The following is a 24,533-nucleotide window of genomic DNA, read 5'->3' as shown; positions in this document are numbered from 1 at the left end:
TTTGGGAGTGCTAACCGCCTTAACTTCCTTGTAGCCCCAAACCATAAGTTTGGTAACACAGCGATTGCTATGCTGAAACAATCATATCATAAACACAATACAAAATCAATTCGTTTTTCAAAATATAAAACACCTCGGCAAATAAAAGCTGAGGTGTTTTGTAGTTATTAACTCACCGAGGATCAATCAAAAAATTTCTCATGAATAGCGGCAACTGCCTTGTCTGCATACTTTGCGTCGATAAGTACAGAAACCTTGATTTCGCTGGTGCTGATCATCTGAATGTTAATCTGTGCGTCGTAGAGCGCCTCGAACATCTTTGTAGCAACGCCTGCGTGGCTCTCCATGCCTGCGCCTACGATTGAAATTTTTGCTACGTTGTCATCGTAGAGAATTTCCTTTGCGCCGAGGTCGAGCATATAATCCTTAAGCGCGTCAACAGCCTCCTGGCCTCTTTCCTTGGCAACGGTAAAGCTGATATCCTTTTTGCCGTCGTGACCGATTGACTGGAGGATGATGTCGATGTTAATGCCCTTCTTTGAGAGCTTAGAGAACATTTTGAAAGCGAGACCGGGGTTGTTGGGAACGCCCATAACCGAAATTCTCGCAACTTCCGTATCCTTGGCAACGCCGCTGATTAACATTTTTTCCATTCTTGTCTTCTCCTTTACTATTGTACCCGGAGCTCTGGTAAGGCTTGAGAGAACCTCGAGCTCGATGTTGTATTTCTTAGCCATTTCAACCGAGCGGTTGTTGAGCACCTGCGCGCCCAGAGTAGCGAGCTCGAGCATCTCGTCGTATGAGATTTCCTTGAGCTTTGTGGCGTTCGGAACCTTTCGGGGGTCCGCTGTGAAAACGCCCTCTACGTCGGTGTAAATCTGGCACAAGTCCGCGTGCATTGCCGCGGCGATTGCTACAGCGCTGGTGTCTGAGCCGCCTCTGCCCAGGGTTGTGATGTCGCCAAAGCGTGAAAGTCCCTGGAAGCCGGCTACAATAACGATGTTTCTCTTGTCAAGAGCAGCCTTGATTCTGGAGGGGTCAACCCTTTTAATTCTCGCGCTGGTGTGAGCGGACGAGGTCTCGAAGCCTGCCTGCCAGCCGAGCAGAGATACCGCGTGGTAGCCGAGCTTTTCAATCGCCATCGCGAGCAGCGCGATAGAGATTTGCTCGCCTGCCGCGAGAAGCATATCCTTCTCTCTGCGCGAGGCGTTGGGGTTAATTTCCTCCTGCTTTGCAACGAGAACATCGGTAAAATCACCCTGAGCCGAAACAACAACTACAACGTCGTTGCCCTTGGCGTAGGTGTCTGTGACAATTTTCGCGACGTTCATTACGCGCTCGGCGTCACGGACAGATGTTCCGCCGAATTTTTGAACTATTAAACTCATTTGTTCTTACTCCCTTGCTTAGTTTGCTTGATTACCCAATATATAAATCACCTTTTGGTGTTTATTACATTAAATTAAAGGTCTCCCATACGGATTGTTGAGAGGATGTTTACTCCGCCGGCTGTCAGCTCGTCACACTTCTTATTAAACTCGGACATCGGCATAGCCTCGGTGATTACCGCGCCGCGCTTGCCGTCCTCGATAGCCTGAATCTTGCCGAACACCTTCTCAGCCTTAGCCGCAGCGTCCTCGCCGTTTAAGCGCAGGTACATTCCGAATACGCTGTCGTCCACGCTGATGATGTTGCTGCCGTCGCCGTCAGCCCAGAACAGGAAGCGACGCTTTTTGAGGTGCATACAGCAGTCCACAATATCCGCGCAAACCGCGCTGGCTGTGGGCAGCTTGCCTGCGCCCTTGCCGTAGAATACAACGTCGCCTGTGCAGTCGCCCCTTACCATAATGCCGTTGAACTCGTAGTCGATGTTCGCAAGCTGGCTCTTTTTGGGTACGAGCATAGGAGCTGTTACGATGTCAATCTTGCCGTTTTCGAGCTTTTTAACCCTGCCGATAAGCTTGATTACGCAGCCGAACTTTTCAGCGAACTTAACGTCCTCAAGGGTGATGTTTGTAATACCCTCGGTATGTACGGCTTCGGGATAAACATGCTTTCCGAACGCGAGAGAAGCGAGAATACAAATCTTGCGGCACGCATCGTGTCCCTCGATATCAGCCGCGGGATTACGCTCCGCAAAGCCGAGGTCCTGAGCGAGCTTGAGCGCATCCTCAAACTGCATACCGTCCTCTATCATTTTAGTCAGAATAAAGTTGGTTGTGCCGTTGAGAATACCTGCAATCTCGTCGACGTTATTTGCAACAAGGCACTGGTTCATCGGGCGGATAATGGGAATACCGCCGCCTACCGACGCCTCGAACAGGAAGTTTACGTTCTCCTGCCTTGCAAGCTCCAAAAGCTCTGCGCCGTGAGCCGCAACGAGCTCCTTGTTTGAGGTAACAACGCTCTTGCCTGCCTTGATACAGCGCTTAACGTAGTCGTAAGCCGGGTTAAGACCGCCCATAACCTCAACAACAACGCGGATTTCGAGGTCGTTGATAATATCGTCAAAGTTCTTTGTAAACCTGTCCGCGATGGGGCTGTCGGGGAACTCGCGCAAATCGAGCACCTTTTTTACATAAATCTCCTCACCGAGACGGGAAAAGAGCTTCTGCTTGTGGGTGAGCAAAATCTCAACGACGCCGGAGCCGACAACTCCGTGTCCCATTACTGCTACTGATACCATATTTTTACCTTACCTTTCGTTTATTGCTCATTTATCTTAAAATCAAGTTATCCTGCGAAAAGCGGATTAGTTCGGCTGAGCGCCGTCGCCGCCTGCGCCGCTTTCTCCGCCGCCTGAGCTCTGGGCTCCGCCGCCGCCCGAGGCCTCACCTCCGCCGGAAGCTTCGCCGCCTCCGCCTGAGGCTTCACCGCCTCCGCCTGAGCTTTCGCCGCCGGAAGCTTCACTGCCGCCGCCTGAGCTTTCGCCGCCGCCGGAAGCAGCGCTTTCGCTGCCCTGACCGCCGCCGCCTTCAACAGCCGAGCTGTCGCCGGAATAATCGCCGTAGCTGCTATTGTCGCCGTAGGAAGCGTCTCCCCAGTATGCCGCGCCGAACGCAGGCATATTGTCCTCGGTGTAGTAACCTATATATTTACCCGAAACGTCCTCGGTCGATACAACAAGTCCCGAAAGCGGATTGTAGGTCGCCGCGATAACGTTGGGGGACATCTGATATTTCTTCTGTTCCTTGTTCTTCAGATACTCGCCCATTACCGTAGCAAAGAACTTCGCTGAATGTGAGGTATCCGAGATTGTTGCCGGGTTATCAAAGCCCGTCCATGTAGCCATTACGCAGTAGGGTGAAAGTCCGCAGAACCAAGCGTCCTTGTCGTCGTTGGTAGTACCGGTTTTGCCGACGATATCCCAGCCCTGAACTCTTGCGTACATAGCGCGTGTATGCTGGCTGTTTTCCACGTTGTAGTGGAGAAGTCTGTTCATAATTGTAGCCGTCTCGCCTGAGTAAGCCTGCTTGGGAACAGCGTCGCGGTTATCAATGATAACGTTGTCCTCGGAGTCGGTTACATAGTAGTAGGTGTAGGGCTTGTAGTAAAGTCCGCCGTTGCCCATATATGCGTAAGCCGCAGCCATCTCTCTGACGGTTACGCCTCCGCGCATACCGCCGATTGACAGCGCACCGGTGAGGTTTGCGTCGGCTTCGTCGAGGTTGTCAAAGCCCATCTTCGTAATCGCCTGCTCATACGCTACGCTCGGGCCGCCGATAAGCTCCATAACCTGAACCGCCGTTGCGTTTGAGGAGTACTCAATCGCGTCGGGCAAAATCATATTGCCGAAGTACGAGCCATAGGCGTTTCTAGGACCTGAAACGTAGTTGCCGTTGGAGTCAACCTCGTACTTTTCGAGCGGTTCGTCGAGTACGGTTGACGAATAGTAAAGCTGCTTGGTGTCAATCGCTATGGGGTACACAAACAGCGGTTTAATTGCCGAACCGGGCTGCAATACAGAGCGGCTTGCTCTGTTCCACTCAAGGTCGCCGGTCTTTCTCTTTGAGCTGCCGACCATGGAGATTATCCTGCCGTCAAAGCCCATCATAACCGAGCCTATCTGAATATCGGGATCGGCGCTTTTGTCCATATTGAGAGCCGCCTGCTCGATATAGTTCTGCATGCCCTCGTCCATGGCGCTGTAAATTTTAAGACCTTCGGTGTAAATCTTCTCGGAAGCCGCGCCTTCGCTGATGTTATAGTATGCGGCGAGGTCGCGTCTGAGGTCGAAAACAATCTGGTCCTCATACCAGTTCTGGATGTTCTCGTCATCCTCATCCTCGTCCTCATCCTCGGGGCTCTTAAAGCCGACAAAGGTCATATTCTCGCTGTCCTGAATCGCCTTGTCGTACTCCGCCTTGGTAATAACATTCTGGTCGTACATCTCGTTGATGATGATGTTGCGGCGTTTTTTGTTATTATCGGGGTAAATGAGCGGATTGAACCGCGATGGGTTCTGGGTAATTCCGGCGATTGCCGCGCACTCAGCGAGCGAGCACTGCTTAATGCTCTTGCCGAAGTACAGCTGAGCCGCCGCCTCAACGCCCTGGCAGTTGTTGCCGAAGTTTACTACGTTTAAGTACGCCTCAAGGATTTGATCCTTGGTGTATTCCTTTTCAAGCTTAAGCGCCTTGCAAATTTCGCGGAGCTTACGGTTGATGGAAACCTCGTTGTCGTCGGTTATGTTCTTGATTAACTGCTGGGTGATCGTCGAGCCGCCGTAGGTGTCTGAGCCCGTTGCGAGGGTAGCGACAGCCGAGAGCGTACGAGTCCAGTCAACGCCGTTGTGCTCGTAAAATCTCTTGTCCTCAATGGCAACCTGAGCTTCCTTCATATAAGCCGGAATGTCCTGATTGCTCACCCAGATACGGTTCTCCGTGCTGAAGAGCTTGCGCTTCTCGACAAACTCGCCGGATTTTTCGTCCTTGACGAGAATTCGGCTTGTCTGGTTCATCGACTTAGCCTTAAGGTCGATACCCGTCGGCTCATTGGCGAGGGTAAAGATGTAAATCGAGAGCGAAATGCCCGTGATAATTCCCGCGATTAATAAAATTACGAAAACGGTCAAAAAGAACTTGCCTATCGCCTTAAAAAACCGCGCGGCTCCGCTTTCGCTCTTTTTCTTTTCGGGAACGAGCTCGGGGATTTTACCCGTGTAGTTGCTGATATCTGTTTCACGTTTGTTACGCATATTTTTTCCTCTGTTCGTAAAAAATACTTTATTGATTATGCCCCTGCACTGCCTGCAAGAGCGTATTTATAATTTATTATAGCACTTTTGCGCGAAAAAATAAATATATATTTTTAATTTTTCTTTAGAAAATATACGTTTGACCGTGTTTAATTTTATGAAAAAGGGTGAATAATCTGTTTGTTTTGTGAAAAAATAACCCTGAAAAGAACGCCGGGGAGGAAAAATTGATGAAAAAACTGACCTTAATTGTGATTACGGGAGCGATTTTGATAAGCTGTGTGCTGATAAGCGCGCTTTTTGGCGGTTCAGCCGCCGAAAATTCAGTGCCTGAGCCGAATATTCAGAGCGAAACCGAGGATGAAAACAAATATATTTTAGGCTCTCAAAACGGCAGGCTCGTTGTGTTTAAAGACGGTGAGGACGAGCCGTTTTTGGTGACTGACACCTTTGTAAGCTATCTGCCCAAAGCAGACAGAATTAACCTTGAAAACGGCGTAAGAGTTACCGGAGAAAGGGAGCTTAAAAAGGCGATTGAGGACTACTGCAGCTAATCCGCGGTACGCTCAGCAAAAATATTGCTCATAAACATAATAATAAAACAACTATATAAAGAACGTACCACTTGGCTCAAAATCATTGACTTTTAGTCCGTTTTGCGGTATGATAGATTTAATAATGCACTGATAGTTTTTTGAGCAGTAAAACCCGATTTTTACTTGCTTGACAGTGACAATATTTTGCGCGAAAAGTCTGAGCTTTTTCGACTTTTTTTGCGGGAAAAGGAGATTTTACATATGATATCCACGGTAATCGACCAAAGTCTCGGAATTGAGTATCCGATTTTTCAGGGCGGTATGGCTTGGGTAGCCGACGCTTCACTCGCCGCGGGAGTTTCAAACGCCGGCGGTCTCGGCTTAATCGCCGCTATGAACTCCAACGGAGAACAGCTCCGCGCGGAGATTAAAAAGTGCAGAGAGCTCACGGACAAGCCCTTCGGAGTTAACATTATGCTTATGAGCCCGTTTGCCGACGAGGTCGCGGACGTGGTTATTGAGGAGGGTGTTAAGGTTGTCACCACAGGCGCCGGAAACCCCGGAAAATACATGGAAAAATGGCTCGCGGCAGGAATTAAGGTAATCCCCGTTGTTCCCTCAACCGCACTCGCCAAGAGAATGGAAAAGTTAGGCGCCTTCGCGGTTATTGCCGAGGGCGGCGAGAGCGGCGGCCACGTGGGCGAGCTCACAACAATGGCGCTTGTTCCGCAGGTGGTTGACGCGGTGTCAATCCCCGTTATCGCGGCAGGCGGCATTGCAGACGGCAGACAGCTTGCGGCGGCGTTTATGCTCGGCGCGGTAGGCGTTCAGGTAGGCACAAGATTTTTGGTTGCCAAGGAGTGCACAATCGCTCAGGAGTACAAGGACAAGGTGCTCAAGGCTAAGGACATCGACTCGGTTGTTACCGGCAAGCGCCTCGGTCATCCCGTGCGCTCAATCAAAAACGCCTTTACAAGAGAGTATCAGAAGGCTGAGTACGACAGGTCGTCCGTCTCCGACGAGGAGCTCGAGAAGAAGGCTGTCGGCGTTCTGAGAATTGCCGCGAGAGAGGGCGACGTTAAGAACGGCTGCGTACTTGCAGGTCAGGTTGCAGGAATGATTGATAAAGAACAGACCTCGCGCGAGATTATCACAGAGATGTTCTCGCAGGCTGAGGAAGTATTAAACGGAGCGACAAAATGGGTAAAATAGCATTTGTTTTTTCGGGCCAGGGCGCTCAGTACAGCGGAATGGGCAAGGCGCTCTGCTCGTCATCAGCCGCGGCAAAAGCGGTGTACGATATGGCGGACGGCGTTCGCGAGGGCACTTCAAAGATGTGCTTTGAGGGCAGCGCCGAGGATTTGAACCGCACGGTAAACACTCAGCCCTGCGTTTTTACCGCCGATTTGGCGGCGGCAAGGGCGCTTGAGGAAAAGGAAATTAAACCCGACTGCGTTGCAGGCTTCTCGCTCGGTGAGATTGCGGCGCTGGCATTTTCGGGAATTCTGACCGACGAGGAAGCTTTCAAGCTCGTCTGCAAGCGCGGAGAGCTCATGGACAAGGCTGCGACGGAAAATCCCGGAGCGATGGCTGCGGTAATGAAGATCACTCCCGAACAGGTTGAGGAAATCTGCAAGGGCTTTGATAAGACCTACCCGGTAAACTACAACTCACCTGCGCAGACGGTTGTCGCTACGACAAGCGAAAACGCCGAGGCGTTCTGCGAGGCGGTTAAAGCCGCAGGCGGCAGAGCAAAGCTACTCGCGGTAAGCGGAGCGTTCCACTCGCCGTTTATGGCGCAGGCGGCTGACGGACTTGCGGAGTATATAAAGGATATCGACTTCAAAAAGCCTCAGCTTGAAATTTACTCCGACGTAACCGCTCTCCCCTACGAGGGAGATTACAAGGCTCTTGTAAAGGCGCAGGTCGAAAGCCCGGTGCGCTGGCAGAGCATTGTTGAAAATATGATAGATAACGGCGTCGACACCTTTATCGAGGTCGGCGTAGGCAAAACCCTGACAGGATTAATCAAGAGAATCAACGGCGACGTCAAGGCGTTCAAGGTTGAAACTCCCGAGGATATAGAGGCTTTAGAGCTGTAAAGAAACGAGGATTGACTATGAACTTTGAAAATAAAACCGCGGTAATCACAGGCGGTTCAAGAGGAATCGGACTTGCAATTGCAAAGAAGCTTGCCGAGGGCGGCGCAAATATCGCAGTGCTCTATGTGGGCGACGAGACCGAGGGCAAAGCCGCTAAGGCTGAGCTTGAGCAGTACGGCACAAAGGTTGAGCAGTATTTCTGCGACGTATCCGACTTTGAAAAGTCAAAGGCGGTCTGCGAGCAGGTAATCGAGGAATTCGGCAAGGTTGACATCCTTATCAACAACGCCGGAATCACACGCGACAAGCTTGTGCTCAATATGGACGAAAATGACTTTGACGCGGTAATTAACGTTAACCTTAAGGGCACGTTCAATATGATTAAGCACTTTTACAAGCACTTTATGAAGAACCGCGGCGGCAGAATTGTCAGCACATCTTCAATCGTAGGTCTTATCGGCAACGCAGGACAGGCTAACTATTCCGCCTCAAAGGCAGGCATTATCGGGCTTACAAAGTCAGTCGCTCGTGAGCTTGCCGGCAGAAACGTAACCGTTAACGCCGTTGCTCCGGGCTACATAGGAACCGATATGACAAACGTGCTCCCCGACAAGGTTAAGGAGACTATGAAGGCTCAAATTCCTGCAAAGAGAATCGGAACTCCCGAGGATGTTGCAAACGTAGTTGCCTTCCTCTGCTCCGACGAGGCGGCTTACGTAACAGGCGAGGTTATCCGCGTTGACGGCGGACTCGCGATTTAACAGGGGGTCAGTATGAGCAGACGAGTTGTTGTAACAGGAATCGGCGCGGTCAGCCCCGTGGGTAACGACGCGCAGACAATGTGGAAAAATATGCTTGACGGCGTGTGCGGAATCGAGGAAATCACAGCGTTTGACACCTCGGATTTAAAAGTACATATCGCAGGCACTGTAAAGGGCTTTGAGCCTGAAAAATATTTTGAAAAGAGAGAAGCCAAAAAGCTCGACATCTACTGCCAGTACGCCCTTGCGGCGGCTCAGCAGGCGGTTGACGACAGCGGTATTCTCGGAAAAATCGACGAAAACCGCTTCGGCGTTTACATCGGCGCGGGTATCGGCGGTCTTAACACCTTTGTAAACAACACACTGGGATTTGACCACGGCGGACCGCGCAAGGTTTCTCCGTTCTTTATCCCGATGATGATTGGCAACATCGCCACAGGCAACGCGGCTATCCGCTTTAACGCAAAGGGCGTAACGCTGTCGGTTGTGAGCGCTTGCGCAACAGGTACAAACTCAATCGGTGAGGCGTTCCATGCGATTAAGGACGGCTACGCCGACGCTATTATCGCAGGCGGCGCAGAGGCGGTTGTCGCTCCGCTGACAATCGCAGGCTTCCAGAATATGAAGGCGCTCTCCACCAACCCAGATCCCAAAAAGGCATCGCGTCCGTTTGACAAGGACCGCGACGGCTTTGTTATGGGCGAGGGCGCAGGAATCCTCATTCTCGAGGAATACGAGCACGCCAAGGCGAGAGGCGCTAAGATTTACGCAGAATTCGCAGGCTACGGCAACACCTGCGACGCTCACCACGTAACCGCTCCCGATCCCGAGGGCGCGGGACTTGCAAGAGCAATCAGAATCGCGTTTGACGAGGCAAATGTGCCCGACGACGCTCAGATTTACATAAACGCTCACGGAACGAGCACTCACCTCAACGATTTGACAGAAACTATGGCGTTCAAGTCAGCTCTTGGCTACAAGGCGTATGACGCGAGCATAAGCTCAACAAAGTCGATGACCGGACATATGCTCGGCGCTACAGGCGCGATTGAGGCTATCGCGGCGGTTAAGGCGATTGACGACGGTATGATTCCCCCGACAATCAACCTCGACGAGCCCGACGAGGGACTTGACCTCGACTACACTCCCAAAAAGGCTAAAAAACGCGACGTCAACGTTGCCGTCTCGACTAACCTCGGCTTCGGCGGTCACGACGCGTGCGTAGTTTTCAAAAAGATTTGACGAATTATTTTGCAGCGCAATCCGCGCCCGAGTTGTGCGGTATTGCCTTAACGGAGGACTTTTGTAATGATAGATATTTCCACACTTAAAGAATATATAAAGGTTTTGGAGGAGTGCTCGCTCGAAAAGCTCGAGATTTCCGACGGCACGGACACCATCAGCCTTGAAAAGGCTCATGCCGCCGCGGCTGCTCCGGCTGCCGTTACCGTCAACGCCGCTCCTGCTCCTGCCGCAGCTCCTGCGGTAAGCACTGCCGAGCCCGACAACGGCAAGACCATCAGCGCTCCGATTGTAGGCGTGTTCTACGCCGCTCCCTCGCCCGAGAGCGATCCTTACGTTCACGTGGGCAAAAGGGTTAAGAAGGGCGACGTTGTATGCATTATCGAGGCGATGAAGTGTATGAACGAAATCCAGGCTGAGGAGGACGGCGAAATCACCGCGGTTCTCGCGACAAACGGCGAGCTTGTTGAGTACAACCAGCCGCTCTTTGCAATAAAATAGATTTTATTAATGGATAATTAATGGCGGGCTCTCCGTAGCCGGACGGCAACCCTTTTGTCGCTTTGCGACATTTCCCCTGTCAGGGGAATTTCCCGCACCCGATTTAAAATAATACAGAGCGTTTGGTAAAGTTAATTTCGCTCCATATTAATTCAATCGGGAATCAAACGTATCGGAACAGCAAACTGATATTCCCGACCGAAATTATCCATTATCAATTTTCAACTTTCAATTTCTAAAACGAGGTCGTTATGAATCAGGAAGAGATTAAAAAGATTTTACCCCACCGCGACAATATGCTCCTTGTCGAGGAGTCCGAGGTCGTTGACGAAGTAACCGCCAAGGGCCGTTACACAATCAAGGGCGACGAGTTCTTTTTGCAGGGACATTTTCCGGGCAACCCCGTTGTGCCGGGCGTTATCCTGTGCGAAATGATGGGACAGGCAAGCTGCTGTCTGCTCGCAGACAAGGTCAGCAACTGCACGCCTTACTTTACCAAGATGAACAACGTTAAGTTCAAAAATCCCGTTAAACCCGGCGACACGCTTGAGAGCGTCTGCACACTGACCAAAAACAGAGGTCCGTTCTACTTTATCGACGCCAAGGGTTATGTTGACGGCAAGCTCTGCGTAAGCGCCGAGCTGTCGTTCGCGCTTATTGAAAACAAAGATTAACAGAGAACAGAGGTAAAAAAATGTTTTCTAAAATACTTATAGCAAACCGCGGCGAAATCGCGGTTCGCATTATCCGCGCCTGCCGCGAAATGGGCATCGCCACCGTTGCGATTTATTCCGAGGCAGACAAAAACGCCATGCACGTTCAGCTCGCTGACGAGAGCTACTGCGTTGGCGGCAACCGCGTTGCGGACAGTTACCTGAATATTCCGGCGATTTTGACCGTCGCGATTGAGAGCGGCGCTCAGGCGATTCACCCCGGCTACGGCCTGCTCAGCGAAAACGCAAAGTTTGTATCGCTGTGCGAGCAGTGCAACATCAACTTTATCGGCCCTACCTCGGGTATGATCGCCATGCTCGGTGACAAGGACAACGCGCGTAAAACAATGCGTTCCGCAGGCGTTCCCGTAACGCCGGGCTGCGACATTGTTGAAGATATCGAAACAGCTAAAAAAGAAGCTGAAAAAATCGGCTTCCCCCTGCTTATCAAGGCTCGCTCGGGCGGCGGCGGAAAGGGTATTCGCCGCGTGGACTTCCCCGAGCAGTTCGAGGACGCATTTCTCTCGGCTTCCGCCGAGGCTGAGGCGGCGTTCGGTGACGGCGCATGCTATCTTGAAAAATTCATCTTCCCTGTTAAGCACATCGAAATGCAGCTTCTCTGCGACAAGTACAACAACATTATTTGTCTCGGTGAACGCGAGTGCTCGGTTCAGCGAAAGAACCAGAAGATGATTGAGGAAAGCCCCAGCCCTGCGCTTGACGACAAAACCAGAAAACAGATGATGATTGCCGCCGTTAAAGCGGCTAAGGCTGTCAACTACATAAACGCAGGCACTGTGGAGTTTTTGCTCGACAAAAACAATAACTTCTACTTTATGGAGATGAACACACGTCTGCAGGTTGAGCACGGCGTTACCGAGATGGTAACAGGTCTCGACATCGTTCAGTGGCAAATCAGAATTGCCGCAGGCGCAAGGCTCACCAGAACTCAGGACAGCATTTTCACCCACGGCAACGTTATTGAGTGCCGTATCAACGCTGAAAATCCCGACAAAAACTACCGACCGAGCTGCGGCGTTATCAAGCGTCTGCACACTCCCGGTGGCTCGTTTGTACGCTTTGACACCGCGATTTATCAGGACTATATGGTGCCGCCGTACTACGACTCGATGATAGGCAAGTTGATTGTTCAGGCTCGTACCCGCGCCGAGGCAATCAGAAAGATGAAAATGGCTCTTTCGGAGCTGACAATCGACGGAATTGAAATCAACCGCGACGTACTCGCTGAAATCCTCTCGGATGAGCAGTTTGTGAGCGGAGAATACACCACCGACTTTATGGCAGGCTTTGAGGAAAGACGTAACAACAACAAGTAATTCACATATTGAAAGGACAAATTATGGATTTGTTTGCCTTTGTAAAACCAAAAAACGAGCTTGAAGCCTCGGCAGAAAAGCAGCAGAATGTGCCGTTTGTGCCCGAGGAAATGTGGATAAAGTGCCCCAACTGCAACACCATGCTCCTCACTACCGATATGGAGGAGAACCTGCACGTTTGCACGCACTGCGACCACCACTTCCGCGTAAGCGCAAGACAGAGAATTGCCCTGCTCGCTGACAAGCACACCTTTAAGGAGCAGGACGGAGAGCTCACAAGTAAAAATATTCTCGAATTCCCGGGCTACGATAAAAAGCTCGAGAAAGCAAAGAAAAAGTCAAATGAATCCGTGATTTGCGGCGAATGTAAAATAGGCGGAATCAAAACCGAGCTCTGCGTTATGGACGCCGAGTTTATGATGGGCAGTATGGGCACGGTCACGGGTGAAAAAATCACACGCGCGTTTGAGTACGCCACCGACAACAGACTGCCGATTGTAGTCTGCACCGTTTCGGGCGGAGCGCGTATGCAGGAGGGTATTTTGTCGCTTATGCAGATGGCAAAGACTTCAGGCGCGGTTAAACGCCACAGCGACGCAGGACTTTTGTACATCACCGTACTCACCGACCCCACCACGGGCGGCGTAACGGCGTCGTTTGCGATGGAAGGCGATATCATTATCGCTGAGCCGAACGCCCTTGTAGCGTTCGCGGGACCTCGCGTAATTGAGCAGACAATGCGCCAAAAGCTGCCCAGGGACTTCCAGACGTCCGAATTTGTAATGCAAAAGGGCTTTATCGACGCGGTTGTAACGCGCGGAAAGCTCAAAAAGACGATATCAAAGCTGCTTAAAATGCACGGCTATAAGGAGGCGGAATAATGGCTGAGAAAACCGCACAGACAAACACCGCCTACGAAAAGGTCATGGCCGCACGCGACGCCAACAAGCTGACGGCGGTTGACTATATTGCGAATATGTTTGGCGACAGCTTTATTGAGCTGCACGGCGACAGAAGATACTCCGACGACAAGGCGATTGTCGCAGGTCTCGGAATGCTCTACGACACTCCGGTGACCGTAATCGGAATTGAAAAGGGAAGAAACACCAAGGAGAGAATGGAGCGCAACTTCGGTCAGGCTCATCCCGAGGGCTACCGCAAGGCGCTCAGGCTGATGAAGCAGGCGGAAAAGTTCCGCCGTCCGGTGCTCTGCTTGGTTGACACAAGCGGCGCTTACCCGGGAATCGGCGCTGAGGAACGCGGTCAGGGACAGGCTATTGCCGAAAACCTGATGGAAATGATGGCGCTCAAAACCCCGATACTCACCATCTTGATCGGTGAGGGCGGCAGCGGCGGCGCGCTTGCGCTGGCGGTTGCCGACGAGGTTTGGATGCTCGAAAACTCGGTTTACTCGGTTATCTCGCCCGAGGGCTGCGCGTCAATCCTCTGGAAGGACAGCGCAAAGGCTCCCGAGGCGGCAGAGGCGCTCAAAATGACCGCGCAGGATTTGTTCGGCTTCGGAGTAATCGAGCGTATTATCCGTCAGCCCAAGGCTGAGGACAAGGCGATGTTCGAGAGCTTAAAGCTCCTTGTCAGCCGTACCTTTGAGAAAAATCTCGCGCTCAGCGACGAAGAGCTGACCGAGAAAAGATATCAGCGTTTCAGAAAAATCGGAAATCAGCAAAATTAATATATCACCTGTCACGGCACTGCCGCGGCAGGTTTTTGTTTTTAAATATTCTATTTATATTGACAAGCGAATATATATGTGGTATACTCAAATTAACATATGAGCATTTATTCATATGAACAGGTATAAAATTGATTAGGGTGATATAAATGGATAACAAAAATGCAAGCCTGCCTGACAATGAGGTTTTGTTTGACCTCGCTGATTTGTTCAAGGTTTTCGGAGACTCAACAAGGCTTAGGATAATGTACACGCTGTCCGAGGGTGAGGCGAATGTTCAAACAATTGCCGAAACGCTCGGAATGGAGCAGAGCACAATCTCGCACCAGCTGAGAATTCTCCGCGACAACAAGCTCGCGCGCGCAAGGCGCGACGGCAAGCAGATTTACTACTCGCTCGATGACGACCACGTTAAAAAGATAATCGAGATGGGACTCGACCACGTTTTGGAGTGATATTATGAAGTACAGCTACACTCTTGAAAATCTCAACTGCGCCCACTGCGCGCAAAAAATAGAAACTAAAATTGCCGAAACCGACGGCTTTGAAGGCGTAAGCTTTAACTTCGCGACCAAAAAGCTTAACTTTGAAAGCGAGAAGAAAAATCCGCTGCCCGAAATTCAGCAAATTTGCGACGATATCGAGGACGGCGTGACCGTTAAGGACAACAACGAAAAATCCGATGACGACACCCCGTCAAAAGTCGAAAAAATCCTGCTGATTATCGGCATTATCCTCGGAATCGCGGCGCTGATAACCGATTTGTTTTTCAAAACTCCGCTCACGAAATACATCATTCTCGGACTGAGCGCGGCGGCAACGCTGCTCGCAGGCTGGAAGGTCTTTGTAAAGGGCATTAAAAACCTGCTCAAATTCAGAATTGAGGAAACCGTTTTGATGATGGTTGCGGTTATCGCGGCGTTTATTCTCGGCGAGTACGTCGAAGGCGCGATGGTAACGCTGCTGTTCACCATCGGTGAGCTGATTGAGGACTACGCCGTTGACAAATCGCGCAAGAGCATTGAGCAGCTAAGCCAAATCCGTCCCGACACCGCAACGCTCTACCTCGACGGCGAGGAAAAAACCGTCCCTGCCGAGAGCGTAAAGGTCGGCTCTATCATAACCGTTAAGCCGCACGAAAGGATCCCGCTCGACGGCATAATCGTTGACGGAATTTCCACCGTTGACAACTCCGCTCTCACAGGCGAAAGCCTGCCCGAAAACGTCGCGGAATACTCCGAGGTGCTCAGCGGCGGCATAAACGGCGACGGACTTATTAAAATTGAAACCACCAAGGAGTTTTCGCAGAGCACCGCCGCGCGAATTCTCAGCCTTGTTGAGGACGCGGCGGCTAACAAGGGCAAGCAGGAAAAGTTTATTTCGCGCTTTGCCGCTGTATACACCCCCGTTGTAATCGGGCTTGCGCTGTTAATCGCGGTACTTCCGCCGCTGTTCGGAATGGGCAGCTTCAGTCAGTGGATATACAACGCCCTCGTTGTTCTCGTGGCGTCCTGCCCCTGCGCGATTGTAATTTCCGTTCCCCTCTCCTACTACTCGGGAATCGGCGCGGCTTCGGCAAATGGCGTGCTGATTAAGGGCGGCAACTACCTTGAAGCTCTCGCTAAGGCGGATGTTTTCGCCTTTGACAAAACGGGAACTCTCACCAAGGGCGAGCTAACCGTCAGCCGGGTTTACACCTACGGAAGCTACGGCGAGGACGAGGTTTTATCCCTCGCGGCAGCGTGCGAAAAATACTCTGTTCACCCGATTGCCGAGGCTATAAAGCAAAGCGCTCAAACCTCTGTACAGGGCTTGAGCGACTATAAGGAAATTGCAGGCCGCGGAACATTCGCAAAGTACAACGGCAAGGAGCTTGCCTGCGGCAACAAGCGGCTGTTGAGCGAATCCGTACCCGACGAGCTAAAGGACAGACCTGCGGTATATTTGGTATATGACGGCGAGCTTATCGGCGCGATTGAGCTCAGCGACACCGTCAGAGAGGAGTCAAAGAGCGTAATTTCCAAGCTCAAAAAGCTCGGTATTGCCAAGACGGTTATGCTGACGGGAGATAAAAAATCCGCCGCGCACAGCGTGGCTAAAAAGCTCGGAATCGACACCTACCACTCCGAGCTGCTACCCGACAAAAAGCTTGAAATTATAAACGATTTGAAGCGCGAAGGCCACACGGTCTGCTTTGTCGGCGACGGCATAAACGACGCGCCTGTGCTAAGCGCGAGCAACTGCGGAGCTGCGATGGGGCTCGGCAGCGAGGCGGCGATTGAATCGAGCGATATGGTTCTGTCCTCCGGCAACCTCACTCAGCTGCCTAAGGCGGTAAAAATCGCGCGTTCGGTAATGCGCACAATCAAGGGCAACATCCTCTTTGCACTCGCGGTAAAGGCGCTTGTAATAATCCTCGCCTGCCTTGGACTTGCGGCAATTTGGATGTCGGTAATCGCAGACACCGGCGTATGCGTAATCTGCGTTTTAATCTCGGCACGGCTGTTAAAAAAGAAATACTAATCTAACTAAAAAGAAGTGAGCAAAATAACTGCTCACTTCTTCTTTTTATACATTTCCTTAAACGGAACAACGGTGCCGTCCTTGTCCTTAACGCTTACATTGTCGAGCGTTTTGTCGAACTGGGTGCGGATTTCACCGAGGTAAATTTTATACAGCTTTTTCTGCTCTGCCAGCTCGTCGGCGGTCAGTCCGACGGTCTTTTTCTTTTTGGCGAGCTCGTTAATGCGCTGTAAAAGTTTATTTTCCATATTTTCACCATCAATTTGTAGGGGCGTGCATTGCACGCCCGCGAGATTTACACAACATTTGCTGTTACCCGGCGGGCGAGCACTGCTCGCCCCTACTAATAATTATAATTAGTTATTGATGAGCTTATCCTCGTCAGACCAGCTGTAGAGCTTTCTAACTTCCTCACCGATTTTCTCAGCAGGAGCCTCGGCAGCGTTCTTTCTCATAGCGCGGAAGTGAGCCTGACCGCCTGCGGGTGACATATCGAGCAGGAAGTCCTTAGCAAACGAACCGTCCTGAATGTCGTCGAGAATCTTTCTCATAGCCTTCTTGGTGTCCTCTGTGATGATCTTGGGGCCTGTGATGTAGTCGCCGTACTCAGCGGTGTTTGAAATTGAATATCTCATACCTGCAAAGCCCGACTGATAGATAAGGTCAACGATGAGCTTCATCTCGTGGATGCACTCAAAGTAAGCGTTTCTGGGATCGTAACCAGCCTCGCAGAGAGTCTCAAAGCCTGCCTGCATAAGTGCGCAAACGCCGCCGCAAAGAACAGCCTGCTCACCGAAAAGGTCGGTCTCAGTCTCGGTCTTGAATGTGGTCTCGAGAACGCCTGCTCTTGCGCCGCCGATACCGAGAGCGTAAGCCAAAGCCTTATCCTTAGCCTGACCTGTAGCGTCCTGATAAACAGCAACAAGACAGGGAACGCCCTTGCCAACCTGATACTCTGAACGAACAGTGTGTCCGGGTCCCTTAGGCGCAATCATTGTAACGTCAACGTCCGCGGGAGGAACGATCTGACCGAAGTGGATTGCGAAGCCGTGAGCGAACATAAGCATATTGCCTGCCTCGAGGTTGGGCTCGATGTCCTTCTTGTACATAGCAGCCTGCTTCTCGTCGTTAATGAGAATCATAATGATGTCAGCCTTCTTGGCTGCCTCGGCAGCTGTGTAAACCTCAAAACCCTGCTCCTCGGCTCTTGCCCAAGACTTACTGCCCTTGTACAGACCGATGATTACGTGACAGCCTGATTCCTTAAGGTTGAGCGCGTGAGCGTGACCCTGGCTGCCGTAGCCGATAATCGCGATTGTCTTGCCCTCTAAAAGCGCGAGGTTACAATCGGACTGATAATAAATTGGTGCCTTCATGTTTTCTCTGTAGTCTTTCATTTTTATTCCTCCAATAAAATGATTTATAAAAATATGTTAAACAGATACCGCCGTGTTGCCTTTGTCTATTGCGACTGTGCCTGTTCTTACAATCTCACGAATTCCGTAGGGCCTGAGCAAATCAATAAGCGTCTCTACCCTGCCCGCGGTCTCGCAGTACTCAACGGTAACGCAGCTCGGCGCAACGTCAACGATTTTCGCCTGCATAATCTCGGCGGTTTTGATAATTTCCGCACGCTTTGAAGCCGCGCAGTGAACCTTGATCAGGATAAGCTCGCGGCTGATAAAGTCGCCGTCGTTAAGCCTTTTTACCTTGATAACGGGAATCACCTTGTTAAGCTGTTTTTCAAGCTGTTCAATCACATACTCGTCGCCGTTTGCGACGATGGTTATTCTCGACACCCTCGGGTCGTTGGTCACGCCTACCGCCAAGGAGTCGATGTTGAAGCCTCTGCGCGAGAAAAGTCCCGAAATTTTCGAGAGCACGCCGGCTTGGTTTTCTACAAGAATTGACAAAGTATACTGCATTTTATCGCTCCTTTACATCAACTCATATCGACGGTGTGTCGGGATAAACGTTGCACACCAGAATAAACGGCTTGTCCGACTTTACAACGTCCTTCAAAATCTCCTCAGCCTCGGCGTTGGAGCTTACCTCGGCGTGGTCGATTCCGTAAGCCTCCGCGATTTTAAGAAAATCGGGATCGCCCTGGAGCACCGTTGCCGAATGACGGCAGTCGTAGTAGTTATCCTGAAGCTCGCGCACCATGCCGAGCCTGTGATTGCGCATAATGATAATCTTAATACCAAGGTCGTTGCCCCTGATTGTCGCGAGCTCGTTCATGCTCATCTGGAAGCTTCCGTCGCCGCACACAACAACAACGTCGCGGTTAGGTCTGGCAAATTTCGCGCCGACAGCCGCCGGGATTGAATAACCCATCGTGCCCATACCGCCTGTGGTTAAGAACCTGCCGTCGCGAATTCTGAAGTTATTTGCGCACCAAATCTGGTTTTGTCCGACGTCGGCAACAAGAATCGCTTTTGAGCGGAGCATTGAGCTCAGGTGGGCGATAAGCGTTCTCGGCTCAACAAAGCCGTCGAACACGGGCGGAACCCTGAGGAAGTCCTTTTTCCAGGTCTTGACAGTCTCCTGCCACTGGTTGGGAACAACGTAATCACCGATATTTTCAATCAGCATATTCATAACGTTCTTCATATCGCCTACAATCGGGATTTCGGTCTTAACGTTTTTGCCGATTTCAGCCGGGTCGATGTCGATATGAATCACAAGCGTGTTTTCGCTCATCTGGTGCGGAGAGGCAACCGCTCTGTCGCCGAGCCTTGCGCCGCAAACAATAACCAAGTCCGCGTCGTGAAGTGCGCGGTTTGCGACGGTCTTGCCGTGAGTTCCGAGCATACCGAGGTAAAGCTCGTGCTCGCTGGGCATTACGCCGATTCCCATCATCGTTGAAATTACGGGAATTGAGGTTTTCTCCGCGAATTTTCTGAATTTGGGCTTAACGCCCGAGAGCAGCACTCCTCCGCCCGAAACAATAACCGGGCGTTTGCTGTTCTTTATCGCCTCAACCGCGCGCCTTACCTGAATTGTATGACCTTTTGTGTTGGGCTTGTAGCCGATTATGTTTACGCTTTCGGGGTACTCAAAGGACTCGAGCTCGTTTATCTGAATATCCATCGGAATATCAATCAAAACAGGGCCCTTACGTCCGGTAGATGCGATGTAAAACGCCTCTTTAAATACCCTCGGCAAATCCTCGGTCTTTTTGACAATGTAACTGTGCTTTACAAACGGCTCGCACGCGCCGGTGATGTCCGCCTCCTGAAAAACGTCTCTGCCGAGCAAATCGCTGCGAACCTGTCCGGTAATCGCGATAAGCGGAATTGAGTCGGTATACGCCGTGGCGATACCCGTAATCAGGTTTGTAGCGCCCGGGCCCGAGGTTGCGACGCATACGCCGGGCTTGTTGCTGCACCTTGCGTAGCCGCTCGCCATATGAGCGGCGTTCTGCTCCTGACGAACCAAAATGTGCTTAATCTTCGAATCGTATATTTTATCGTAAAAGGGGCAAATAGTAGCGCCGGGATAGCCAAAGACGACCTCAACGCCCTCTGCTTCCAGACATTTTACCATTATTTCGGCACCGCTAATCATGCTGTTTGTCCCTCCTTGTGTTTTTTCTTCGTAAAAATGCTAATAACCCATATTCACGATTAAATTATATTATACAACAAACGGCATTAAATGTAAAGAGTTTTATTAGAGTTTTGAGTTTAGAGTTGAGAGTTAAGAGTTTAGAGTTTAATAAATTATGGAAAAACGTAGATGTAATGTGTTATTAATGATTTATCCCTGTCCAACCATTTAAAAACAAAAGGCAGACTTGAATCAAGCCTGCCTGATTTGTTTACTTTGTAGTTGTTTGCGTTGCTTCTGTTACTTCTGTAGTGCTTGTGCTTTCTGTTGTTAATTCGGCTTTTTTCTTATCATACTCTTCTTTAGAAGTATAACATTCTAACTTATAGTCTTTTACTACATTTTCAAGAATACCTTTTACCAATGTTTCTGACTGTTTATTAGCTAAATCCAGTATTCCTGTTTCAAGCGCATCGGCTTTTGATTGCTCTTCTGCCATTTGCATAGCCTTTGTTGTGTCCTCTTTTTCATCGGTATTAAATAGAGCAAATGAGCCGTTATAAAACTTCAAAGAATTGCTGTCTATTTTTACATCCAAAATTTGAGCCTTTGGTATGTAGATAATAACTCTCTTGTTGGTATTATCAACTTCGCATTTTACGTCACTCAAATTAATTCCTGCTCTTGCTGTAGCTGTATATAAAAAAGCAAAATTGCCCTGATTTAGTACAGGTACTCCCTCGTCTTTATATTCAGCAATATCCTTAAATTTAATTTTAGCTGTGGTTAATTCGCTCGAAGCTTTTAATTCTGAGTATATAATTGAATTAGTTAATTTAGCTTCCTCTTGTTTATTTACCGAACATTTATTGACAAAAACAATTATTGCACCTGCAACTACTGCTAAAATCAGTACATTAATTATTAGTCTAAGCCAAATCTTGCCCTTACCGCTTTTTGTTTTAACTTCTTTATTTTCTTCCACTTTTTCCACTCCTCAAATTAAAACATCCAGATAACCAATCCGCGAATTACGAAAAATAGAATTACCGCAATTAAGACTATAATTCCAAATTTGATTAAACCTTTCACATTCCCATCTCCTTTTTTTATTATTATACAGCGCTCCTTTACTTAAATCAATGTTATTTTTGCGAAAGGTTTTCCTTCGGCGTGACGTACACCGTGCGGTTGTTTACGTAGATTACCATGCCGGGCTTTGCGCCGTTTGGCTTGCTGACGTGCTTTACGAGCGTGAAGTCGACGGGGACTTTGCTGCTGTTTTGCGCCTTGCTGTGGTACGCTGCGAGCGACGCCGCCTGCATAATCGCCTCGTCGCTTATCTCCCTGCCGTCGGCGCGGATGATTACGTGCGAGCCGTGGATGTCCTTGGTGTGGAGCCACATATCGTTTTTAGCGGCGGTTTTAAGCGTGAGCTTATCATTTTGCAGGTTGTTCCTGCCCACAAGGATTTTAAAACCATCGGTTGATTCAAACTCCAAAAACGGAAGCGCCGACTGCTTCGGGCGTTTTCCGCTTGGCTTGCGCAGATATCCCTGCTGTTCGAGCTCCTCGCGGATTTGCGAAAGCTCGCGTTCGGTCTGCGCCCTGCTGACCTCGTCGATGACGGACTCGAAGTATTCAAGCTCCGCCGTGCCCTTTTCTATCTGCTCCGCCAAGTAAATTTCTGCGTTCTTTTCCTTTTGATATTCCTTGTAGTACTTCTGCGCGTTCGCGGCAGGCGACATTGCCGGATTCAGCGTAATGCGCAGGGTTTTGCCCTCGGGGTCGTAGTAATTTTCCACGTCGGCAAACTGTGCTCCGCGCTCAATGCGGTAAAGGTTTGCCTGTAGCAAATCGCCGCGTATTCTGAGCTGTTCGCGGTCGGCGCAGCGCGCAAGCTCGGTCTGCTGCTTTTGAAGCTTCCTTGCGGTGCGGTCGCGCAGGTTTACAAGGAGCTTGTTAAGGCTCTGGGTTTTTACCCTCATTCTGTCGCGCGTGTCGCGTTCGTCGTAAAAATAATCGACCGCGGCGTTGAAGCCTTCCTGCTGTTCAACGCGCAGGAAATTGCCGTACTGCTTTATTTCTAAAAAAGAAATATCCATCGGCTTTTTGTCCTCACGGTAGACGATGTTCGGCTTGCCGAGGCAGTTTTCCGTGATATTTTTAAGCTCCGCAAGCTCGTCAATCAGCTTGGCGTACAGCTCGCCGTCAAGGCGGTTTGTCGCGCCCTCGCATACGCGGTACTCAATTTCGCGGCTGATAACAGGAGAAATACCCTGAACCGAACTCAAAACCGCCCTGTTAAGCGGCATTTCCGCAGGCAGGTTTTTTATTCTCTGAGCGATTTCCTCGGGAGTATGCTCCAAAATATTGAGCTTATCCTGCGAATCGGGCAGCTCGTACTTGATATTCGGCAGTACAAAGCGCTTGCTGCTTACGGTCAAATCAACCCTTTTCAGCGCGTCGACAATCACGCCCGTGTCGCGGTTTACGAGGATGATGTTGCTGTACATTCCCATAATTTCGCAGACGATTGTGAGCCCTACGACGTCACCGAGCTCGTTTACGCACTCAAAGTCGAGGAACAAAATTCTGTCGCAGTCGAGCTGGCGCACCGCAGTGAGCTTTCCGCCGCCGAGGCGCTTGCGCATAAGCATACAGAACATAGGCGGCTGCGCAGGATTTTCGGGAGTTTTTTCGCAAAAATTCACCCTCGGAGAATTTGCCCTTGCCGAAAGCAGGAGCTTTTTTGCTCCGCCGTAGGTGCGCAGAACCAAAACAAGCTCGTCGCGGTTGGGCTGGTAAATTTGGTTAACCCTCGCGCCGAGCGATTCTTTCTCTATTTCATTTTTAATATGACGTAAATATATTCCATCTAAAGCCATTTATTTCACTTCGATTCATAAAGAGTTTAATGTTTAGAGTTTAGTTAAGGGTCGCTTCGCTCCGAATTTAAATAGTGCAGAGTGTTTGGATAAGTTTAGCTCTCTTTAATATAATAGCTGCTACCACAAACGTTATAGGCAAGGGCAAGCCTTGCCACTACAATATAACGAATAGATTTAAAAAATTAAACTCTAAACTCTCAACTCTTAACTCTACTTGTGGTATTTTCCGTTCGTCGAGATTTCGAACGCGCGGTAGATTTGCTCGCTTAAAATAACCCTCGCGAGTTGGTGGGGAAAGGTCATCTTACTCATTGACAGGCGCAAATCCGCACGTCTTTTTACCTCATCGCTCAGGCCGTAGCTGCCGCCGATTATAAAGTCAACAGTGCTTTTTCCGCTGAGAGCCGCCTTGTCGAGCGTTTCGGAGAGCTCCTCGCTCGAGAGCAGCTTGCCCTCAATGCACATTGCGGCTACGTAATCCGAGGCGCCGATTTTTTGCAGAATTCTCCTGCCCTCGGCTTCAATAACCTCGGCGATTTGCGCCTCATTCGGCGTGTTGCTCCTGATACGCTCCTCGTTAAGCTCGACAACCGAAAATTTACAGAACGCAGTCAGCCGTTTTGCGTACTCGCCTACAGCGTCGGTAAAGTATTTTTCCTTGATTTTTCCGATACAAATTATGTTGATTTTAAGCATTAAAAAATCACGCTCTTTAATGTTGCTTCCGCAGGCGCTACGTCAAGCGTGTAGTCGCTGTTGTACTTCAACCCTGCGCGTTCAAGCTCCGCCGCCGAGGTGCGGATTGCAATTCCCGGGGTATTGTTTTGCTCGCTGAGGTGTCCGAGCATAAGCCTGAGCGTTCCGCCCTTTACCAGCTCCGCAAGCTCCACGGCGCAGGCTTCGTTAGAGAGATGTCCCCTGTCGGACAAAATCCTGCGCTTTAAGGGATATGGATACGGCCCTGTCTTTAGCATTTCGATGTCGTGGTTTGACTCAATCACCGCAAAGTCGCTCATAGCCGCCGCGGCACGGACGCCGTCGGTCATATAGCCCATATCGGTTGCGATTAGCGCCGACTTTCCGTCGGGAGAAATCACTCTGTAACAGCAGCTTTCAGCCGCGTCGTGCGGTGTGTCAATACGGTTGACGAGAATATCTCCGACAACCGCTTCGCGCTCGATGATGTGAAGCTTTGTTTCGCTCTCGACCTTATGGCTGTTAATCAGCGCGTCCATCGTACCCTTGCTGGCATATACGTCGAGCTTGTACTTCTTTGCGAGAACCCTGAGCGCCGAGCAGTGATCGATATGCTCGTGGGTTACAAAAACGGCGTGGATACCGGCAATATCGACCGAATTGAGCGCAAGCGCCTGTTCAATCTGTTTGCACGACCTGCCGGCGTCGACCAAAACGCCCTCGTTACCCGAGCCTATGTAATAACAATTTCCCTTGCTTCCGCTGAAAAGCGGAACTACCTTTGCCATAAAA

General features: G+C 50.3%; 23 protein-coding genes. 12 read left to right on the top strand and 11 right to left on the bottom strand.

From position 1 onward, the window contains the following. Nucleotides 1-182 precede the first annotated feature (182 nt). From AB1I50_RS07885 to AB1I50_RS07875, 3 genes are all read right to left on the bottom strand, one after another. A complete protein-coding gene (locus tag AB1I50_RS07885) occupies nt 183-1,388 on the bottom strand; it encodes an aspartate kinase (protein WP_407723497.1) in 1,206 nt (401 codons plus the stop codon). Nucleotides 1,389-1,462: 74 nt separating this feature from the next. Next, entirely contained in the window at nt 1,463-2,686 is a 1,224-nt protein-coding gene (locus AB1I50_RS07880) for a homoserine dehydrogenase (protein WP_407723496.1), read from the bottom strand. Between the two features lie 66 nt (nt 2,687-2,752). Beyond that, nucleotides 2,753-5,197 carry a transglycosylase domain-containing protein gene (locus AB1I50_RS07875; protein WP_407723495.1) on the bottom strand — a complete coding sequence of 815 codons (2,445 nt, stop codon included), beginning with the start codon at nt 5,195-5,197 and terminating at the stop codon, nt 2,753-2,755. 230 nt (nt 5,198-5,427) lie between these two features. On the opposite strand from AB1I50_RS07875, the gene AB1I50_RS07870 reads away from it, so the two are divergent. From AB1I50_RS07870 to AB1I50_RS07815, 12 genes are all read left to right on the top strand, one after another. Continuing rightward, nucleotides 5,428-5,751, top strand: a complete 324-nt coding sequence (locus AB1I50_RS07870; RefSeq protein WP_407723494.1) for a hypothetical protein — start codon at nt 5,428-5,430, stop codon at nt 5,749-5,751. 243 nt (nt 5,752-5,994) lie between these two features. Then, complete coding sequence (gene fabK, locus AB1I50_RS07865) at nt 5,995-6,945, top strand: enoyl-[acyl-carrier-protein] reductase FabK (RefSeq protein ID WP_407723493.1); 951 nt, start codon at nt 5,995-5,997, stop codon at nt 6,943-6,945. Continuing rightward, a complete protein-coding gene (gene fabD, locus AB1I50_RS07860) occupies nt 6,933-7,835 on the top strand; it encodes an ACP S-malonyltransferase (protein ID WP_407723492.1) in 903 nt (300 codons plus the stop codon). Before fabK ends, fabD begins: the two co-directional genes overlap by 13 nt. Nucleotides 7,836-7,852: 17 nt before the next feature. Continuing rightward, on the top strand, nt 7,853-8,596 hold the full coding sequence (gene fabG / locus AB1I50_RS07855) for a 3-oxoacyl-[acyl-carrier-protein] reductase (protein ID WP_407723491.1): 744 nt from the start codon (nt 7,853-7,855) through the stop codon (nt 8,594-8,596). A gap of 12 nt (nt 8,597-8,608) precedes the next feature. Next, entirely contained in the window at nt 8,609-9,838 is a 1,230-nt protein-coding gene (gene fabF, locus AB1I50_RS07850; RefSeq protein ID WP_407723490.1) for a beta-ketoacyl-ACP synthase II, read from the top strand. Between the two features lie 66 nt (nt 9,839-9,904). Next, nucleotides 9,905-10,339, top strand: a complete 435-nt coding sequence (gene accB / locus AB1I50_RS07845; protein WP_407723489.1) for an acetyl-CoA carboxylase biotin carboxyl carrier protein — start codon at nt 9,905-9,907, stop codon at nt 10,337-10,339. 251 nt (nt 10,340-10,590) lie between these two features. Next, nucleotides 10,591-11,013 (top strand): 3-hydroxyacyl-ACP dehydratase FabZ family protein, encoded by a 423-nt coding sequence (locus tag AB1I50_RS07840; protein ID WP_407723488.1) that lies wholly within the window; start codon nt 10,591-10,593, stop codon nt 11,011-11,013. 20 nt (nt 11,014-11,033) lie between these two features. Beyond that, complete coding sequence (accC, locus tag AB1I50_RS07835) at nt 11,034-12,389, top strand: acetyl-CoA carboxylase biotin carboxylase subunit (RefSeq protein WP_407723487.1); 1,356 nt, start codon at nt 11,034-11,036, stop codon at nt 12,387-12,389. A gap of 23 nt (nt 12,390-12,412) precedes the next feature. Then, complete coding sequence (gene accD / locus AB1I50_RS07830) at nt 12,413-13,270, top strand: acetyl-CoA carboxylase, carboxyltransferase subunit beta (protein WP_407723486.1); 858 nt, start codon at nt 12,413-12,415, stop codon at nt 13,268-13,270. Continuing rightward, nucleotides 13,270-14,079, top strand: a complete 810-nt coding sequence (locus AB1I50_RS07825) for an acetyl-CoA carboxylase carboxyltransferase subunit alpha (protein WP_407723485.1) — start codon at nt 13,270-13,272, stop codon at nt 14,077-14,079. Before accD ends, AB1I50_RS07825 begins: the two co-directional genes overlap by 1 nt. Nucleotides 14,080-14,228: 149 nt before the next feature. Continuing rightward, entirely contained in the window at nt 14,229-14,534 is a 306-nt protein-coding gene (locus AB1I50_RS07820; protein ID WP_407723484.1) for an ArsR/SmtB family transcription factor, read from the top strand. Nucleotides 14,535-14,538: 4 nt separating this feature from the next. Next, nucleotides 14,539-16,602 (top strand): heavy metal translocating P-type ATPase, encoded by a 2,064-nt coding sequence (locus tag AB1I50_RS07815; protein ID WP_407723483.1) that lies wholly within the window; start codon nt 14,539-14,541, stop codon nt 16,600-16,602. Nucleotides 16,603-16,634: 32 nt separating this feature from the next. Here the strand turns inward: AB1I50_RS07815 and AB1I50_RS07810 are convergent, their stop codons facing one another. The 8 genes from AB1I50_RS07810 to AB1I50_RS07775 form a co-directional block, all read right to left on the bottom strand. Further along, a complete protein-coding gene (locus AB1I50_RS07810; RefSeq protein WP_407723482.1) occupies nt 16,635-16,850 on the bottom strand; it encodes a DUF896 domain-containing protein in 216 nt (71 codons plus the stop codon). A 108-nt stretch (nt 16,851-16,958) separates the two neighbouring features. Beyond that, nucleotides 16,959-17,999 (bottom strand): ketol-acid reductoisomerase, encoded by a 1,041-nt coding sequence (ilvC, locus tag AB1I50_RS07805; RefSeq protein ID WP_407723481.1) that lies wholly within the window; start codon nt 17,997-17,999, stop codon nt 16,959-16,961. A gap of 36 nt (nt 18,000-18,035) precedes the next feature. After that, a complete protein-coding gene (gene ilvN, locus AB1I50_RS07800; RefSeq protein WP_407723480.1) occupies nt 18,036-18,527 on the bottom strand; it encodes an acetolactate synthase small subunit in 492 nt (163 codons plus the stop codon). 22 nt (nt 18,528-18,549) lie between these two features. Further along, a complete protein-coding gene (ilvB, locus tag AB1I50_RS07795) occupies nt 18,550-20,172 on the bottom strand; it encodes a biosynthetic-type acetolactate synthase large subunit (protein ID WP_407723479.1) in 1,623 nt (540 codons plus the stop codon). A gap of 253 nt (nt 20,173-20,425) precedes the next feature. Next, the gene (locus AB1I50_RS07790; RefSeq protein ID WP_407723478.1) at nt 20,426-21,139 is read right to left on the bottom strand and encodes a DUF4230 domain-containing protein; all 714 of its coding nucleotides are present in this window, start codon (nt 21,137-21,139) and stop codon (nt 20,426-20,428) included. A gap of 160 nt (nt 21,140-21,299) precedes the next feature. Continuing rightward, nucleotides 21,300-23,042 (bottom strand): Rqc2 family fibronectin-binding protein, encoded by a 1,743-nt coding sequence (locus AB1I50_RS07785; RefSeq protein WP_407723477.1) that lies wholly within the window; start codon nt 23,040-23,042, stop codon nt 21,300-21,302. Nucleotides 23,043-23,255: 213 nt separating this feature from the next. Further along, nucleotides 23,256-23,741 carry a 23S rRNA (pseudouridine(1915)-N(3))-methyltransferase RlmH gene (gene rlmH, locus AB1I50_RS07780; protein WP_407723476.1) on the bottom strand — a complete coding sequence of 162 codons (486 nt, stop codon included), beginning with the start codon at nt 23,739-23,741 and terminating at the stop codon, nt 23,256-23,258. Beyond that, nucleotides 23,741-24,529 (bottom strand): MBL fold metallo-hydrolase, encoded by a 789-nt coding sequence (locus tag AB1I50_RS07775; RefSeq protein WP_407723475.1) that lies wholly within the window; start codon nt 24,527-24,529, stop codon nt 23,741-23,743. The genes rlmH and AB1I50_RS07775 overlap by 1 nt, the downstream gene beginning before the upstream one ends. Nucleotides 24,530-24,533: the final 4 nt, after the last annotated feature.

Source organism: Ruminococcus sp. NATIVEDY161, from assembly GCF_045819895.1.
Classification (GTDB): domain Bacteria; phylum Bacillota; class Clostridia; order Oscillospirales; family Acutalibacteraceae; genus Ruminococcoides.
The sequence above is the reverse complement of the archived record's forward strand: the minus strand, read 5'-3'. Positions and strand labels throughout refer to the sequence as shown.

Coding starts and splice junctions, on each gene's coding strand:
- AB1I50_RS07825 (WP_407723485.1), top strand. CDS start 13,270: ATGGCTGAGAAAACCGCACAGACAAACACCGCCTACGAAAAGGTCATG.
- AB1I50_RS07775 (WP_407723475.1), bottom strand. CDS start 24,529: ATGGCAAAGGTAGTTCCGCTTTTCAGCGGAAGCAAGGGAAATTGTTAT.
- AB1I50_RS07785 (WP_407723477.1), bottom strand. CDS start 23,042: ATGGCTTTAGATGGAATATATTTACGTCATATTAAAAATGAAATAGAG.
- accB (WP_407723489.1), top strand. CDS start 9,905: ATGATAGATATTTCCACACTTAAAGAATATATAAAGGTTTTGGAGGAG.
- rlmH (WP_407723476.1), bottom strand. CDS start 23,741: ATGCTTAAAATCAACATAATTTGTATCGGAAAAATCAAGGAAAAATAC.
- ilvC (WP_407723481.1), bottom strand. CDS start 17,999: ATGAAAGACTACAGAGAAAACATGAAGGCACCAATTTATTATCAGTCC.
- AB1I50_RS07810 (WP_407723482.1), bottom strand. CDS start 16,850: ATGGAAAATAAACTTTTACAGCGCATTAACGAGCTCGCCAAAAAGAAA.
- accC (WP_407723487.1), top strand. CDS start 11,034: ATGTTTTCTAAAATACTTATAGCAAACCGCGGCGAAATCGCGGTTCGC.
- AB1I50_RS07880 (WP_407723496.1), bottom strand. CDS start 2,686: ATGGTATCAGTAGCAGTAATGGGACACGGAGTTGTCGGCTCCGGCGTC.
- accD (WP_407723486.1), top strand. CDS start 12,413: ATGGATTTGTTTGCCTTTGTAAAACCAAAAAACGAGCTTGAAGCCTCG.
- AB1I50_RS07870 (WP_407723494.1), top strand. CDS start 5,428: ATGAAAAAACTGACCTTAATTGTGATTACGGGAGCGATTTTGATAAGC.
- fabG (WP_407723491.1), top strand. CDS start 7,853: ATGAACTTTGAAAATAAAACCGCGGTAATCACAGGCGGTTCAAGAGGA.
- fabK (WP_407723493.1), top strand. CDS start 5,995: ATGATATCCACGGTAATCGACCAAAGTCTCGGAATTGAGTATCCGATT.
- AB1I50_RS07885 (WP_407723497.1), bottom strand. CDS start 1,388: ATGAGTTTAATAGTTCAAAAATTCGGCGGAACATCTGTCCGTGACGCC.
- AB1I50_RS07820 (WP_407723484.1), top strand. CDS start 14,229: ATGGATAACAAAAATGCAAGCCTGCCTGACAATGAGGTTTTGTTTGAC.
- ilvB (WP_407723479.1), bottom strand. CDS start 20,172: ATGATTAGCGGTGCCGAAATAATGGTAAAATGTCTGGAAGCAGAGGGC.
- AB1I50_RS07840 (WP_407723488.1), top strand. CDS start 10,591: ATGAATCAGGAAGAGATTAAAAAGATTTTACCCCACCGCGACAATATG.
- ilvN (WP_407723480.1), bottom strand. CDS start 18,527: ATGCAGTATACTTTGTCAATTCTTGTAGAAAACCAAGCCGGCGTGCTC.
- AB1I50_RS07875 (WP_407723495.1), bottom strand. CDS start 5,197: ATGCGTAACAAACGTGAAACAGATATCAGCAACTACACGGGTAAAATC.
- fabD (WP_407723492.1), top strand. CDS start 6,933: ATGGGTAAAATAGCATTTGTTTTTTCGGGCCAGGGCGCTCAGTACAGC.
- fabF (WP_407723490.1), top strand. CDS start 8,609: ATGAGCAGACGAGTTGTTGTAACAGGAATCGGCGCGGTCAGCCCCGTG.
- AB1I50_RS07815 (WP_407723483.1), top strand. CDS start 14,539: ATGAAGTACAGCTACACTCTTGAAAATCTCAACTGCGCCCACTGCGCG.